The 14,220-nt window shown below is 69.1% G+C and carries 16 protein-coding genes and 1 pseudogene; 11 read left to right on the top strand and 6 right to left on the bottom strand.

Annotated elements, in window-relative coordinates; all coding sequences use genetic code 11:
• On the bottom strand, positions 1 to 207 hold a 207-nt coding region (locus ACK5M9_RS09730; protein WP_416892964.1), incomplete at its 3' end, for a transposase.
• A gap of 271 nt (positions 208 to 478) precedes the next feature.
• On the opposite strand from ACK5M9_RS09730, the gene ACK5M9_RS09725 reads away from it, so the two are divergent.
• Genes ACK5M9_RS09725 through deoC form a run of 3 tightly spaced genes read left to right on the top strand, consistent with a single transcriptional unit; the run spans position 479 to position 1,933 of the window.
• The gene (locus tag ACK5M9_RS09725; RefSeq protein WP_416892967.1) at positions 479 to 739 is read left to right on the top strand and encodes a DUF2516 family protein; all 261 of its coding nucleotides are present in this window, start codon (positions 479 to 481) and stop codon (positions 737 to 739) included.
• Between the two features lie 3 nt (positions 740 to 742).
• The gene (locus ACK5M9_RS09720) at positions 743 to 1,189 is read left to right on the top strand and encodes a DUF2599 domain-containing protein (RefSeq protein WP_416892963.1); all 447 of its coding nucleotides are present in this window, start codon (positions 743 to 745) and stop codon (positions 1,187 to 1,189) included.
• A complete protein-coding gene (gene deoC, locus ACK5M9_RS09715; protein WP_416892962.1) occupies positions 1,190 to 1,933 on the top strand; it encodes a deoxyribose-phosphate aldolase in 744 nt (247 codons plus the stop codon).
• A gap of 11 nt (positions 1,934 to 1,944) precedes the next feature.
• Here deoC and ACK5M9_RS09710 read toward each other — a convergent pair whose 3' ends face one another.
• Genes ACK5M9_RS09710 through ACK5M9_RS09700 form a run of 3 tightly spaced genes read right to left on the bottom strand, consistent with a single transcriptional unit; the run spans position 1,945 to position 4,360 of the window.
• On the bottom strand, positions 1,945 to 3,003 hold the full coding sequence (locus tag ACK5M9_RS09710; RefSeq protein ID WP_416892961.1) for an LmeA family phospholipid-binding protein: 1,059 nt from the start codon (positions 3,001 to 3,003) through the stop codon (positions 1,945 to 1,947).
• On the bottom strand, positions 3,000 to 3,830 hold the full coding sequence (locus tag ACK5M9_RS09705) for a carbon-nitrogen hydrolase family protein (protein ID WP_416892966.1): 831 nt from the start codon (positions 3,828 to 3,830) through the stop codon (positions 3,000 to 3,002). The genes ACK5M9_RS09710 and ACK5M9_RS09705 overlap by 4 nt, the downstream gene beginning before the upstream one ends.
• 5 nt (positions 3,831 to 3,835) lie before the next feature.
• Positions 3,836 to 4,360, bottom strand: a complete 525-nt coding sequence (locus tag ACK5M9_RS09700; RefSeq protein ID WP_416892960.1) for a DUF2505 domain-containing protein — start codon at positions 4,358 to 4,360, stop codon at positions 3,836 to 3,838.
• A 26-nt stretch (positions 4,361 to 4,386) separates the two neighbouring features.
• On the opposite strand from ACK5M9_RS09700, the gene ACK5M9_RS09695 reads away from it, so the two are divergent.
• Entirely contained in the window at positions 4,387 to 5,499 is a 1,113-nt protein-coding gene (locus ACK5M9_RS09695; RefSeq protein WP_416892959.1) for a UDP-N-acetylmuramate dehydrogenase, read from the top strand.
• Positions 5,500 to 5,572: 73 nt separating this feature from the next.
• A complete protein-coding gene (locus tag ACK5M9_RS09690) occupies positions 5,573 to 6,898 on the top strand; it encodes a L,D-transpeptidase (protein ID WP_416892958.1) in 1,326 nt (441 codons plus the stop codon).
• On the opposite strand, the gene ACK5M9_RS09685 is transcribed toward ACK5M9_RS09690, so the two are convergent.
• Positions 6,876 to 7,634: an SDR family NAD(P)-dependent oxidoreductase gene (locus ACK5M9_RS09685; protein WP_416892957.1), complete on the bottom strand. Its 759-nt coding sequence runs from the start codon at positions 7,632 to 7,634 to the stop codon at positions 6,876 to 6,878. The two genes, ACK5M9_RS09690 and ACK5M9_RS09685, sit on opposite strands and share 23 nt — an antisense overlap.
• A 139-nt stretch (positions 7,635 to 7,773) precedes the next feature.
• On the opposite strand from ACK5M9_RS09685, the gene ACK5M9_RS09680 reads away from it, so the two are divergent.
• The 6 genes from ACK5M9_RS09680 (at position 7,774) to ACK5M9_RS09655 (ending at position 13,786) form a co-directional block, all read left to right on the top strand.
• Positions 7,774 to 8,976 carry an ROK family protein gene (locus ACK5M9_RS09680; RefSeq protein ID WP_416892956.1) on the top strand — a complete coding sequence of 401 codons (1,203 nt, stop codon included), beginning with the start codon at positions 7,774 to 7,776 and terminating at the stop codon, positions 8,974 to 8,976.
• Positions 8,977 to 9,048: 72 nt separating this feature from the next.
• Complete coding sequence (mshA, locus tag ACK5M9_RS09675; protein WP_416892965.1) at positions 9,049 to 10,410, top strand: D-inositol-3-phosphate glycosyltransferase; 1,362 nt, start codon at positions 9,049 to 9,051, stop codon at positions 10,408 to 10,410.
• The gene (locus tag ACK5M9_RS09670; RefSeq protein WP_416892955.1) at positions 10,407 to 10,967 is read left to right on the top strand and encodes a YbjN domain-containing protein; all 561 of its coding nucleotides are present in this window, start codon (positions 10,407 to 10,409) and stop codon (positions 10,965 to 10,967) included. Before mshA ends, ACK5M9_RS09670 begins: the two co-directional genes overlap by 4 nt.
• 13 nt (positions 10,968 to 10,980) lie before the next feature.
• Positions 10,981 to 11,736, top strand: a complete 756-nt coding sequence (locus tag ACK5M9_RS09665) for a phosphoglyceromutase (protein ID WP_416892954.1) — start codon at positions 10,981 to 10,983, stop codon at positions 11,734 to 11,736.
• A 134-nt stretch (positions 11,737 to 11,870) separates the two neighbouring features.
• Positions 11,871 to 13,106, top strand: coding sequence for a sensor histidine kinase (locus ACK5M9_RS09660; RefSeq protein ID WP_416892953.1), 1,236 nt, complete (start codon positions 11,871 to 11,873; stop codon positions 13,104 to 13,106).
• Positions 13,103 to 13,786 (top strand): winged helix-turn-helix domain-containing protein, encoded by a 684-nt coding sequence (locus tag ACK5M9_RS09655; RefSeq protein ID WP_416892952.1) that lies wholly within the window; start codon positions 13,103 to 13,105, stop codon positions 13,784 to 13,786. Before ACK5M9_RS09660 ends, ACK5M9_RS09655 begins: the two co-directional genes overlap by 4 nt.
• Positions 13,787 to 13,812: 26 nt before the next feature.
• On the opposite strand, the pseudogene ACK5M9_RS09650 reads toward ACK5M9_RS09655, so the two are convergent.
• Positions 13,813 to 14,220, bottom strand: a pseudogene (locus tag ACK5M9_RS09650) (hypothetical protein); the annotation flags it as partial.

The following is a 14,220-nucleotide window of genomic DNA, read 5'->3' as shown; positions in this document are numbered from 1 at the left end:
TAGCCGGGTCAACTCGGCCCGCCCGTCGGCATCAAGCACCTCAGGAGGATCATCCAACTTCGACCGCTCAACAGCCACCCACCGGCCCAGCAGAGCCTCTCTGACCCCGATCTCACGGGCGACTCCGGCGATCGTGCGACCGGTATCGATCACCAGCCGCGCCGCCTCCGCACGGAACTTCGGGGTGTAACTCTGTTCTCTTCGCACCCATGAGTGCATCCGCTCCTGCCGGGCAACGCCCAGCCAGTCAGGATGTCCACCAAACGGGGGTAACCCCAGGAGGGCATGGGCTGGTGCGGGTCAGCTGTGTGTAGCGGCGGTCGGTTCGGGTTACGGCGACGAACTCCGGGATGCGGGAAGGCGGCGCCCCGGACAGCAGGTCGCCAAGCGGTTCGCCCGGCCCGGTGGGCCGCGGAGTCGACGTTGCTCACCCGTCCCGCCTAGTCTTAGGGGCGTGTACGCCGTTGCCGTTGTCCTGATGCTCCTGCAGATCGCCCTGACGCTGATGACGGTGTACGCATTCGTTCACGCAGCAATGCAGCGATCCGACGCCTACATCGCCGCAGACAAGCTCACCAAGCCGGTGTGGCTGGTGATCCTGGGCGCCGCCGTCGCACTGACGTCCGTACTGTATGCCTTTTTCCAGATACTCGGATTGGCGATCGCCGCCGTCGCCGCCGGCGTGTATCTGACCGACGTCCGGCCCAGGCTGCTCGAAGTGCAGGGGAAGTCCCGCTAGCCGATGAAGGCGCCGATGGTTGCCCCGGTGGCGGTGCTGTGGGCGCTGCTGGCCCCCGCTCCCGCCCTCGTCCTTGCCCCCGCCCGCGCGGACGCGGACCCCGGAGCCGCCGGGCCCGCGCATCGGCAGCCTTTCGTCGATCACACCGAATGGGTGTATTCGGCCGGCTTGTCGAGCCTGCGGGTCTACCCCAGCCGGGGCGGACGTTCGGCCGCCCGCGAGCCGGGAACCCTCGGCACTGCCGATCGGGCGTGGGCGGAGGTAGTGGGCTGGGCGCCCGAGGCGGACACTCCGGGCATGCGGGCACAGTTTCTCTGCCACTGGCGATTCGCCGAGCTGGCCTACCCCGGCAAGACCAGCTGGAACCTCGAGCCGTGGCGGCCGGTCGTCGACGACGCGGAGATGGTCGCATCGGGCTGCAATCCCGGCGGTCCGCAGGAAGTGTTGTAAGTGCCCGGCCGGCCGGCCCGCCGCCAGCTGGCGGCCCTGGTGGACCACACGCTGCTCAAACCCGAGGCCACCGCCGCCGATATCGAGGCGCTGGTCGGCGAAGCCCGCGAACTGGGCGTCTACGCGGTGTGCGTATCCCCGCCCATGGTTGCGGTGGCAGTTTCGGCGGCAACGGCGGAAACGGCGGCAACTGCGGCAACGGCGGCAACCTCCACTGCTGCCCTGCGCGTCGCCTCGGTGGCCGGATTTCCCTCCGGCAAACACCTGCCGGCGGTCAAGGCGGCGGAATCGGCCGCAGCGGTGGCCGCCGGCGCCGACGAAATCGACATGGTCATCGACGTGGGTGCCGCGCTGGCCGGTGATCTGGCCGCGGTGCGGCGGGACGTGGCGACGGTGCGGGCCGCGATCGACGACGCCGTGCTGAAGGCGGCCGTGCTGAAGGTGATCGCGGAATCCGCGGTGCTGCTGGCCCGCGGAAACGAGCGCACCCTGACCGAGGTGTGCCGGGCAGCCGAGGACGGCGGCGCGGACTTCGTGAAGACCTCGACCGGATTCCATCCCGCCGGCGGAGCGACCGTGCGGGCCGTGCGGGTGATGAGCGCCGCGGTCGGCGGGCGGCTCGGAGTCAAAGCCAGCGGAGGCATTCGCACCGCCGCCGACGCGACCGCGATGCTCGACGCCGGGGCTACCCGGCTAGGTCTGTCGGCTACCAGGGCCGTCCTGGACGGACTCGTCGCCGGCTGAGTGCGGGTCCCTCACAGGCCGGCGAAGCACGGGTCGGCCTGGCCGGTGGGAATGGTGGCGTTTACGGTCGAGAATTTGCTGACCACCCCCGCGTCGGTGACCTGGACGCTGTCCGCCTCAATGTCGAGCGGGAGGTCTTTTTGCAAGCCCGAAATGAAGGCGTCGATGGCTGACTGCACCGCTTCCTTGGGCAGCAGGAACCCCAACGTGTTGAAGGTGACGATCTGTAGCTTCAGCGTGCCGCCGGACACCACCGGTTTGGCGACGATGTCGTCGAGGAAGCCCTTCAACTCGATGGTGCCGTCCTTGGGGTGGGTGATCACGTTGTTGGTGACGAACTCGCCCAGAATGGGAATAGCGTTTTGAATGGTTTCCTTGATGCCCGCGGCCGTCCAGGTGACCGTGGCATCCAATGCGCCCATCGTGCCCTGCGCACCCGGCGCGTCGTCGAGTTTGACGTCGCGGATGTCCAACCGCACCTTCATGCCCTTGGCGTCGCGGATCTGATTGCCGGCGGTCTCGACGGAGATATTGGTGTAGTGGCTGGTGGCAACCTGCCACAGGACCAGCGGAGTCACCCCGAACGAGGCGGTGGCCCCGTCCTGGACCACGCATTCGGTCGCCGCGGCGACCTTGCCGTTCGCCTTTTTGCGGGCGTACAACTCGCCGCCGATCAAGCCGGCGACCGCCAGTGAAACCACGATGATCGCCACCAGCAGAAGGGCCAGCGGGTCGCGCAGCGAGTGTTTCTTCTTGTTGGCCCCGGTCGGCGGGTCGGCAGGCTTGGCGACCGGCGTCGTCCGGCGTGCACCGGCCGGGCGCGGCGATGTGGCGGGAATCCGCCGCGTTTCGGCGTTGCTGGCGGCGGGCTGATCGGTTTCGGGCAGCGGGGCCGCGGACGGCACCCGCTGCGTCTCGGCTGCCCCGCCATCCCCGCCGTCCCCGGGCTCACGCGGATTCAGCAGCTCCGAGAAAGGGCCGGCAGGCGCGGGTGGTTGGCCGGACGGATGATCGCCGGGGTGTGCCCGGCTCGTCGGGCGATTGTTACCCGGTTCCTGCGGATTCGTCACGTTGGCGATTCTGCCCTATCGAGCTGAACGAAACCTGAGCGGTTGCGAAGTACCGCAATGCTGTCGCGAGCCGCGGCCACGTGTGCGAAGTCGATATCGGTGACCACCGATTGCGGTTCGGAACCGGCGGCGGCCAGCACCTCGCCGAACGGGGAGACCACCAGGGAGCCGCCCGCACCCCGCGGTGCGCCCGAGGGATCGGGGGGGCCGCCGTCCGCGGCCTGGCCCACGGCGGCGACGAAACTCGTTGCGTCCAGCGCCCGCGCGCGGGCCAGCAGCGTCCACTGTTCGAGCTTGCCGGGCCCCGAACCCCACGAGGCGCATACCACGATCAGCTGCGCCCCCCGGTCGGCCAGCTCACCGAAAAGCGCCGGGAACCGGATGTCGTAGCAGGTCGTCAGCCCGACGCCGACGCCGTCGACGGTGATGACCACCGGCAGCCGGCCGGGTGCGACGGTGCGCGACTCGGTGAAGCCGAACGCGTCGTAGAGATGGATTTTGTCGTAGTGGGCGTCCGGCCGGTTGGGTGTGCCGGGTCCCGCGGCGATCAGTGTGTTGCGCACCCGCCCGTCGTCCGACGGGGTGAACATGCCGGCGACCACGGTGATGCCGGTCTCCGCCGCGATCCGGCGGACACCGGTTGCCCAGGGGCCGTCGAGGGGTTCGGCGACCGGTCGCAGCGGGACGCCGAACCGGCACATGGTGGCCTCGGGGAACACCACCAGATCGGCGCCGTCGCCGGCGGCTCGGGCCGCATGGTCGCGCACCAGGAGCAGATTCGCGGCCGGGTCGGTGCCGCTGCGGATCTGGGCCAGTGCGATACGCATGTCCGTCAGCCGTTCGCTGTCATCCACTCGGCGGTGAAACGCTCTTCGAGCTTCATCAACTCACGCAGTTGGGTGCCGATCAGCCCCTCGATCTTGCCGCCGATCAACGGCACCCGCACCTGGACGGTGATGTCCACCGACATCCGGGACCCGCCCTGCCCGGCGGCCGGCGCCAGCACCGCACTGCCCCACACATCCACCGGCGCATCCAATAGTGCGGCACGGATCGACGCGGTCGCGACACCGTCGCGGACGGGACTCCAACTCTCCTCGCGTCGCACACACATGTCGCCCCGGTGCAGCTGGGTGACCAGGGCCGGAAGGTTCGCGTGATAGACCCGCTGCACGGTGGTCACCGCGATGCTGGCGTCGTCGTCGGTCTCCCCGCCCACCCGCATCTCTTCGACGGTTGCGGCATCGGTGGGGATTTCACCGAGCCGGGCCAGCCAGTACTCCTCGTGGTGGAAGGTCCGGTGAACCTCCTCGACACTGCCCGGGTAGGCGGCCGACATGTCGAACGAACGCGGCATAGCTGGTCAGGCTACCGTTACCGGCGATGAACCACAGCGATTCCGGCGGCTTGTTCGCCGGTGCGCACGTCGCCGAAGCCGTGCCGCTGGCGTCCTTGACCACCTTGCGGGTGGGCCCGGTGGCGGGGCGGGTGATCACCTGCGCCAGCACAGATCAGGTGATCGCAGCCCTGCGCACGGTCGACGAGCGGCGCGCGGAGGGGTCCGGCTGCCCCGTGCTGGTGCTTGCCGGCGGCTCCAACGTGGTGATCGGCGATGCCGTCGCCGACCTGACCGTCGTGCGGTTGGCCACCGGCGGGATCGCCATCGAGGGCAACCTGGTGCGCGCCGAGGCCGGTGCGGCGTGGGACGACGTCGTCGTGCGCTCCATCGAGAACGGATTGGGCGGGCTGGAATGCCTGTCGGGAATCCCCGGATCCGCCGGGGCCACCCCGGTGCAGAATGTCGGCGCCTACGGGGTGGAGGTGTCGGACACCATCACCCGGGTACGGCTGCTGGACCGGCGCACCGGGGAGGTGCGCTGGATTGCCGGCTCCGAACTGGGCTTCGGCTACCGCACCAGCACCCTCAAGCGCTCCGACGGGTCGCAGCCGCCGGCGGTGGTCCTGGAAGTGGAGTTCGCACTGGACCCGTCGGGACGAAGTGCGCCGCTGCGGTACCGGGAGCTGGCCGCCGCGCTGGGCGCCGAAAGCGGTTCACGAAGCGACCCGAGCGCCGTGCGCACCGCGGTCCTGAAGTTGCGGGCCGGCAAGGGGATGGTGCTCGACGCCGCCGACCACGACACCTGGAGCGTCGGTTCCTTCTTCACCAATCCGGTGGTGGCGCCCGCGGACTACCGGCGGCTGGCCGCTGCCGTCGACACCCCGGTGCCGCACTATCCGGGGCCCGACGGTGTCAAGCTGGCCGCCGGTTGGCTTGTGGAACGGGCAGGATTCGCCAAGGGCCATCCGCGACCCGCCGCCGGTGCCCCGGAGGCCCGGTGCCGGCTGTCCACCAAGCATGCGCTGGCGCTGACCAATCGCGGCGGGGCCACCGCCGAAGACGTGATGACACTTGCCCGGGCTGTGCGAGACGGGGTCCGCGACATGTTCGGCATCACCTTGACACCCGAGCCCGTCCTGGTGGGTTGCGCCCTGTAGCTGCGGTTTTCGTCCGACGACGGTGCTGTCGCGGTCGTTGGGGCTGGGGAGCCGGGCATTCGGCGCGCTATCTTTGGTAGTCGTGAGCACTCGCGGCGCACCCTCGCCGATCGGCAGGCGGAAGGCTTTGACGGCCCTCGGGCTGGCGGTGGTGGCGCCGGGTGTGCTCGCCGCCTGCGGCCGCGGAGGCAGCCGGCAGGCCGAGCAGCCGCCGCCGCCGGCGGAACTGACCTTCCAACCGGCCAACGCCGCCCAGGACGTGGTGCCGATCGCGCCGGTCGGTGTCAAGGTCAGCGACGGCTGGCTTCAGCGGGTGGTGCTGGAGAATTCGTCGGGCAAAGCCGTCGCCGGCATGTTCAACCGGGACCGCACGGTTTTCGTGGCCACCGAGCCGCTTGGATACGACGCCACCTACCGCTGGAGCGGGTCGGCTGTCGGTCACGACGGCAGGGCGATTCCGCTGACAGGCAAGTTCACCACGGTGGCCCCGGCGCGCAAGGTCGACGGCGGGTTCCAGCTGTCCGACGGCCAGACCGTCGGCGTCGCGGCACCCATCATCATCCAGTTCGACGGGCCGATAACCGACAAGGCTGCCGTCGAGCGGGCGTTGACGGTGACCACCGACCCGCCGGTAGTCGGCAGTTGGGCGTGGCTACCCGACGAAGCCCAGGGCGCCCGCATTCACTACCGCCCCCGCGACTACTACCCGGCGGGCACCAAGATCGACGTCGACGCCAAGTTCTACGGCTTGCCGTTCGGCGCAGGCGCCTACGGCGCCCAGGACATGTCGCTGAAATTCCAGATCGGACGGCGCCAGGTCGTCCGCGCGGAGGTGTCCTCGCACCGCATCGAGGTCGTCACCGACGCCGGCGTCATCATGGACTTCCCGTGCAGCTACGGCGAGGCCGACCAGGCGCGCAACGTCACCCGCAACGGCATCCACGTGGTCACCGAGAAGTACGCCGACTTCTACATGTCCAACCCGGCCGCCGGCTACAGCAACATCCACGAGCGGTGGGCGGTGCGGATCTCCAACAACGGCGAATTCATCCACGCCAACCCGATGAGCGCGGGTGCGCAGGGCAACAGCAACGTCACCAACGGATGCATCAACCTGTCGACCGCCGACGCCGCCGAGTACTTTCAGTCCGCGATCTACGGCGACCCCGTCGAGGTCACCGGCAGCTCGATCCAGCTCGGCTATTCCGACGGCGACATCTGGGACTGGGCGGTGGACTGGGGCACCTGGGTGTCGATGTCGGCGCTGCCGTCGTCGGCGGCCCATCCGCCGGGAACCGGGGTGCCCGTCACCGTGCCGACGACACCGTACGAGGATCCGGAGCTGTCCCAAGCGCCCACCACCAGCACCGCGCCGTCTAGCGCGGGTCCAGGTGGTTGAACCGGCGCGTCGCTGATGCCTGGTCGCGCGGCCGGATGATGATCTGGTCGAGATTGACATGCGATGGCCGGGTGGCGACGAATCCGATCACCTCGGCAACATCGGCGGCCACCAGCGGTGTCATGCCGGAATAGACCCCGTCTGCCCGTTGCCGGTCGCCGCCGAAGCGGACCAGCGAAAATTCGGTCTCGACCGCGCCGGGGGCTATCTCGGTGAGCCGGACGGGTTTGCCCAGCAGTTCGCCGCGCAGCGTGCGGTGCAGCGCGCCCTGCGCATGCTTGGCCGCGGTGTAGCCGGCGCCGCCGTCGTAAACCTCAAGGGCGGCAATGGAGGTGACCGTGACGATCAGGCCGTCCCCGGAGTCGATCAGCTTCGGCAGCAGCGCCCGGGTCAACCGCAGGGTGCCCAGGACGTTCGTTTCCCACATCCACCGCCAGTGCTCAAGGTCGGCGTCGGCCACCGACTCCAGCCCCTTCGCCCCGCCGGCATTGTTGACCAGCACGTCGACGCGATCCAACCGCGCCGCGAGCGCGGCGATATCCTCGGCGCTGGTGATGTCGGCGACCATCGGGGTGCCGCCGATCCTGCTTGCCAGCGCATGGATGCGGTCGGATCGCCGGGCAACCGGAACCACGTGAAACCCGGCTGCGGCGAGGGTTTCGGCGGTCGCCTCGCCGATTCCGGAACTGGCTCCGGTGACCACCGCGACGCGTTTTCGGGCATCGGGTGAACTCACCGGCTCAACTCTAATGATCGTGCTAGATTTTCGGGACGTTCGGCGACGCCGTGTTCCCGACAACGGCCGCGCGCGGGGTGACGCACCTCGCGGGGACGGCCGGCGACTCGGACGGCAGGGACCAATCCAGAAGGAACCAATGCGGCCGCACCGCCAGGTGGTGCCTCCCAGGCTGCATATGTCCGACTCGGCGGCAGCAGCGGTATTCCGCGCCGTCCGATCGCGGGGGCCCGTCGGACGCGATGTGCTCGCCGGGGCTACCGCGCTGAGCGTTGCCACGGTGAACCGCCAGGTCACCGCGCTGCTTGCGGCCGGGCTGCTGCGCGAACGCGCGGACCTGGCGGTTCCCGGCGCGATCGGACGTCCGCGGGTTCCGGTGGACGTCGACCACGAGGCCTTTGTGACGTTGGGCATTCATATCGGCGCCCGGACCACCAGCATCGTTGCCACCGATCTGTGCGGGCGCACCCTGGGCACGGTCGAAACGGCGACCCCGCGCGATACCGCCGAGGTGGCCCTGGCAGCGCTGGCCGACAACGCCCGCCGCCACCTGGGGCACTGGCACCGGCGCCGGGCGCTGTGGGTCGGAGTGGCCATCGGTGGCGCCGTCGACAGCGCCGACGGCCTCGTCGACCACGCGCGGCTGGGCTGGCAGCGGGCCCCGGTCGGTCCGGTGCTGGCCGATGCGCTCGGCCTACCGGTGTCGGTGGCCTCCCATGTGGATGCGATGGCCGGGGCCGAGATGCTGCTCGGGGCGCGGCGATCCGAGCCCAGTGCCTCCACCAGCCTCTACGTCTACGCACGCGAGACCGTCGGATATGCGCTGGTGATCGACGGCCGGGTGCACCGCCCGTCCCGCGGCCCGGGCACCATCGCCGCACTGCCGGTTCAGTCGGATTTGCTCGGCGGCTCGGGGCAGCTGGAATCCTCGGTGAGCGACGAGGCGGTGCTGGCAGCCGCCCGCCGGCTCGGAATCCTGCCGGGCACCGGCCAGACCGGCACGATGGCGGACGTGCTGCGGGTGGCGCGGGCCGGCGGCGAGGCGGCCGGAAAGTTGATGTCCGAGCGTGCGCGGGTGCTCGGTGAGGCGGTCGCGCTGCTCCGCGACCTGCTCAACCCCGACGAACTGGTCGTCGGTGGCCAGGCATTCACCGAATACCCCGAGGGGATGGACGAGCTGACGGCGGCCTTTGCCGCCAGATCGGTCCTGACGGCCCCGCTGTCCGTTCGGGTCACCGCCTTCGGCAACCGGGTGCAGCAAGCCGGCGCCGGCATCGTGTCGCTGGACTGCCTGTACGCCGATCCGCTGGGCGCGATGCGCAGGTCCGGAGCGGTGGCGTAGGTGTATTGGCTAGGCCCGCCCGGCGCGTCCTGCAAAGATGAAAGGGTGCGACACCCCCTGGCCCGCGAAGACGTGCCCCCGCCGAGCCGGGGAATCGAGGTGCCCGGCCCCGGTTCGGACAATACGGACACTCCGCGCCGGATCGCCCTGCTGGCGGTGCACACCTCGCCGTTGGCCCAACCCGGCACCGGCGATGCCGGCGGAATGAACGTCTACGTGCTGCAGACCGCGTTGCATCTGGCCCGGCGGGGCATCGAGGTGGAGATCTTCACCCGGGCCGCCGCGTCGACGGATCCGCCGGTGGTCCGCGTCGAGCCCGGCGTTCTGGTGCGCAACGTGGTGGCGGGGCCGTTCGAGGGTCTGGACAAAAACGACCTGCCCACCCAACTGTGTGCGTTCACCGCCGGGGTGTTGCGCGCCGAAGCCGCCCAGGAGCCGGGCCACTACGACATCGTGCATTCCCACTACTGGCTGTCGGGCCAGGTCGGCTGGCTGGCCCGCGATCGCTGGGCGGTGCCGCTGGTGCACACCGCCCACACGCTTGCCGCGGTGAAGAATGCGGCTCTGGCCGATGGGGATGCGGCGGAGCCGCCGCTGCGGGCGGTCGGCGAACAGCAGGTTGTCGGTGAGGCGGACCGGTTGATCGTCAACACCGATGACGAAGCCGGGCAGCTGGTTTCGTTCTACGGGGCGGATCCGGCGCGGATCGACGTCGTGCACCCGGGCGTCGACCTGAGTGTCTTTCGTCCCGGCGACCGGCGTGCGGCGCGTGCGGCATTCGGGATCCCCGCCGGCGAAAAGGTGGTCGCCTTCGTCGGCCGCATCCAGCCGCTGAAAGCCCCCGACATCGTGTTGCGCGCGGCGGCGCGAATGCCGGGCGTGCGGATCCTGGTGGCCGGCGGCCCGTCGGGAAGCGGCCTGGCGGCACCGGATGGCCTGACGCGCCTGGCCGCCGAACTGGGAATCGCCGAGCGTGTGACGTTCCTGCCGCCGCAGTCCCGCACGGACCTGGCCAGGTTGTTCCACGCGGTGGATTTGGTTGCGGTGCCGAGCTATTCGGAATCCTTCGGGCTGGTCGCCATCGAGGCGCAGGCCTGCGGCACGCCGGTGGTGGCAGCCAATGTCGGCGGCCTGCCGGTAGCCGTGCGCGACGGGCTCACCGGGGCACTCGTGGACGGCCACGACATTGGTCGCTGGGCCGATGCCCTGGCCGCGATGCTGAGACTCGCCGACGGGCCGGGGGGCTCGGTGATGAGCCGTGCGGCGGTCGAGCATGCGGCCACCTTCTCGTGGGAGAACACCACCGAGGCACTGCTGGCCAGCTACCGGCGGGCGATAGGCGAGTTCAACGCGGTGCGTCAGGGCAGGGTGCGCGAACTGGTCTCCAAGCACAGACCACGGCGCTGGACGGCGCGGCGCGGGGTGGGCGCGTGACCTCTGAGGTCGCCGGTGTGCAACGGGTGATCGAAGACGCGCTCACCGCGGCCGGGTTGACCTATTCGCGGCACAAGGGCGCGCACGGTGGGCCGCCCGGGCTGATCGTGGAGGTGCCGGGCGAGCGCAAGCTCAAAACCAACACGCTGCTGAGCATCGGTGAGCATTCGGTGCGGATCGAGGCCTTTGTGTGCCGCAAGCCCGACGAAAATCACGAGGGCGTCTATCGGTTCCTGCTCAAACGCAACCGGCGGCTCTATGGCACCGCATACACGCTGGACAATGTCGGCGACATCTACCTGATCGGCAACATGTCGCTGGCCTCGGTGGATGCCGAGGAGATCGACCGGGTGCTCGGCCAGGTACTCGAAGCAGTGGATTCGGATTTCAACACCCTGCTGGAGTTGGGTTTTCGGTCGTCGATCGAAAAAGAGTGGGCGTGGCGGCTTTCCCGCGGTGAGCCGGTGAAGAACCTCAAGGCCTTCGAGCATTTGCGCCCGACCACGATGCCCAGCGTGCAGCAGGATGAGGACGGGACACCTCCGGCACGCGCGTGAGAGACTGGCCGGCATGGCTGATACGGGCACGCTGGTGCTGCTCCGCCACGGCGAGAGCGAATGGAATGCGCTGAACCTGTTCACCGGGTGGGTCGATGTCGGTCTGACCGACAAAGGCCGAGCGGAGGCGGTTCGGGCCGGGGAATTGCTGGCCGAGCAGGATCTGCTGCCCGAGGTGCTCTACACCTCGCTGCTGCGGCGCGCCATCGGCACTGCGCACCTGGCTCTCGACGCCGCCGACCGGCTGTGGATTCCGGTGCACCGCAGCTGGCGGCTCAACGAACGGCACTACGGCGCGCTGCAGGGCCTGGACAAGGCCAAGACCAAGGAGCGCTACGGGGAAGAGCAGTTCATGGCCTGGCGGCGCAGTTACGACACGCCCCCGCCGCCGATCGAGCAGAATAGCGAGTTCAGCCAGGACGCGGATCCGCGCTACGCGAACATCGGCGGCGGTCCGCTCACGGAGTGTCTTTCCGACGTGGTGATCCGTTTCCTGCCGTACTTCACCGACGTCATCTCCGCGGACCTGCGGATCGGCAAGACGGTGCTGGTGGTCGCGCACGGCAATTCGCTGCGTGCGCTGGTGAAATATCTGGACGGGATGACCGACGAGGATGTGGTGGGGCTGAACATCCCGACCGGCATTCCGCTGCGCTACGACCTGGACGCACAGCTGCGCCCCCTGGTCACCGGCGGCGCCTACCTGGATCCGGAAGCGGCGGCTGCCGGTGCGGCCGCGGTCGCCGGCCAGGGCGCCGGCAGGGCATGAGTGCGAGCCGCGGGAGCCTGTTCGCCCAACTCCGGGTTAACGCAAGCCGAACACCTGTGGCACACCGGGTGACGTGCCGGATTTGCACCCGGCTCGACTAGGGCGCCCCCGACCTGATTTGTAGGATTCCGCTTGTGACTGTGTTCTCGGCACTGTTGCTGGCCGGGGTCTTGTCCGGGCTGGCGCTGGCGGTGGGTGTCGCGGCCGGGGTCCGGTTGGCTTCGCGTGCCGGCCACCGTCGTGAACGAGTTGCCACGGAGTGGACGGGCATCACCGTCGCCGAAATGCTCCAGCAGATCGTGGCGCTGATGCCGATGGGGGCTGCGGTGGTCGATAGCCACCGCGACGTCGTGTACCTCAACGACCGCGCCAGGGAATTGGGTCTGGTCCGGGACCGTCAACTCGACGACGACGCCTGGGAGGCTGCGAGGCAGGCGTTGGGTGGCGGTGACGTCGAGTTCGACCTGTCTCCGGGGAACCGTTCGGGTGTCAAGTCAGGCCTTTCCGTGCACGGCCAGGCCCGGCTCCTCAGTGAGGCGGATCGCCGGTTCGTGGTCGTATTCGTACTCGATCAGTCCGACTATGCGCGGCTGGAGGCGACCAGGCGGGATTTCGCGGCCAACGTCAGCCACGAACTCAAGACGCCGGTCGGCGCCATGGGGTTGCTCGCCGAGGCTCTGCTGGCTTCCGCCGACGACACCGAGATGGTGCGCCGGTTCGCCGAGAAGGTGTTGATCGAGGCCAACCGGTTGGGCGACATGGTCTCCGAACTGATCGAGTTGTCCCGCCTGCAGGGTACCGAACGAGTATCGAATGTAACCTCTGTTGCTATCGACGACATTGTGGCCGAGGCGATTTCACGCCACAAGGTGGCCGCCGAGAATGCCGATATCGAGGTGCGTACCGATGCCGACAGCGCCCTGCGCGTGTTGGGTGACCAGCGGCTGCTGGAGACCGCCCTGGCCAACCTGGTGTCCAACGCGATTGCGTACTCCCCGAGTGGGTCGTTGGTTTCGATCAGTCGGCGGCTGCGCGGCGGCAGTGTCGAGATCGCGGTCACCGACCGGGGCATCGGGATCGCGCCGCAGGATCGGGAGCGTGTCTTCGAGCGGTTCTTCCGCGGCGACAAGGCGAGGTCCCGCGCGACCGGGGGCAGTGGACTCGGGCTTGCCATCGTCAAACACGTGGCCGCCAACCACGGTGGCAGCATCAGCGTCTGGAGCAGGCCGGGCACGGGATCGACGTTCACCCTGTCCATCCCCGCCGCCGCGGCGGACCCGGCGTACGGCGATCACGACCGGTCCCGGCCGGGGCCGGTCGACGATGGCAGACCCGATACGTCCCAGAGAGAACAAGAGTTGAGTAGATGACACGTGTGCTGATCGTGGAAGACGAGGAGTCGCTGGCGGATCCGCTGGCGTTTCTGCTGCGTAAAGAGGGCTTTGAGGTCACGGTGGCCAACGACGGCCCCGCGGCGCTGGCCGAATTCGACAGGGCCGGTGCCGACATCGTGCTGCTCGACCTGATGCTGCCGGGAATGTCGGGCAACGATGTGTGCAAGCAGCTGCGCGCCCGATCCAGCGTTCCGGTGATCATGGTGACTGCCCGCGACGGCGAGATCGACAAGGTGGTCGGACTTGAACTCGGAGCGGACGACTATGTGACCAAACCCTATTCGGCTCGCGAGTTGATTGCCCGAATTCGCGCCGTTCTGCGGCGCGGCGGTGAGGAGGAGCACGAATCCGGCGAAGCGGTGATCGAGTCCGGTTCGGTCCGGATGGATGTCGAACGCCACGTCGTATCGGTCAACGGCGAGGTAATAACCTTGCCGCTGAAGGAATTCGACCTGCTGGAATGCTTGATGCGCAATACCGGTCGGGTGCTGACCAGGGGCCAGTTGATCGACCGCGTTTGGGGTGCCGACTACGTCGGTGACACCAAGACCCTCGATGTCCACGTCAAGCGGCTACGATCGAAGATCGAGGCGGATCCCGCCAACCCCGCGCACCTGGTGACGGTTCGCGGCCTGGGCTACAAGCTCGAGGGCTGACTATGTGATGGGTCTGGCGCAGGATGTCAGGCCGCACCGGATTCTTCGCCTGTGTCCCGGCCGGGCCGGTTATCCCGGTCTGCCGGATCGGCCCGGCCTGCCCGGTCGTTCGGGGCCGCCCTGCCGTCCCGTGTCATCCCGGCACCGGCCTTCCCGGCGTCGCCCGTCTTCCGGGCGTCGGCTTCCCTGTCGTCCCCGGCGGCCCGGCCGTGCCGGGCTCCGGCTTGCCCGGCTCCGGCTTGCCAGGCTCCGGCTTGCCAGGCTCCGTCCTCGTCTTCCCCTGTTTCCTCGGCTTGTCGGCGGGTGAAGTGTCGTTCGGGGTGGTGGAAGTTGTTGACGCGGGGTTGTCCGGTGTCGAGGTGTGGGGGTGGGATCCATTCGGTGTGGCCGCGGCTGTTTTTTCGGGTGGTCCAGCCGTTTTCTGCCAGGCGGTT

Origin of the sequence: Mycobacterium sp. (genome assembly GCF_047975165.1) — a bacterium.
Classification (GTDB): Bacteria; Actinomycetota; Actinomycetes; order Mycobacteriales; family Mycobacteriaceae; genus Mycobacterium.
This window is presented reverse-complemented; position numbering and strand designations above follow the sequence as displayed.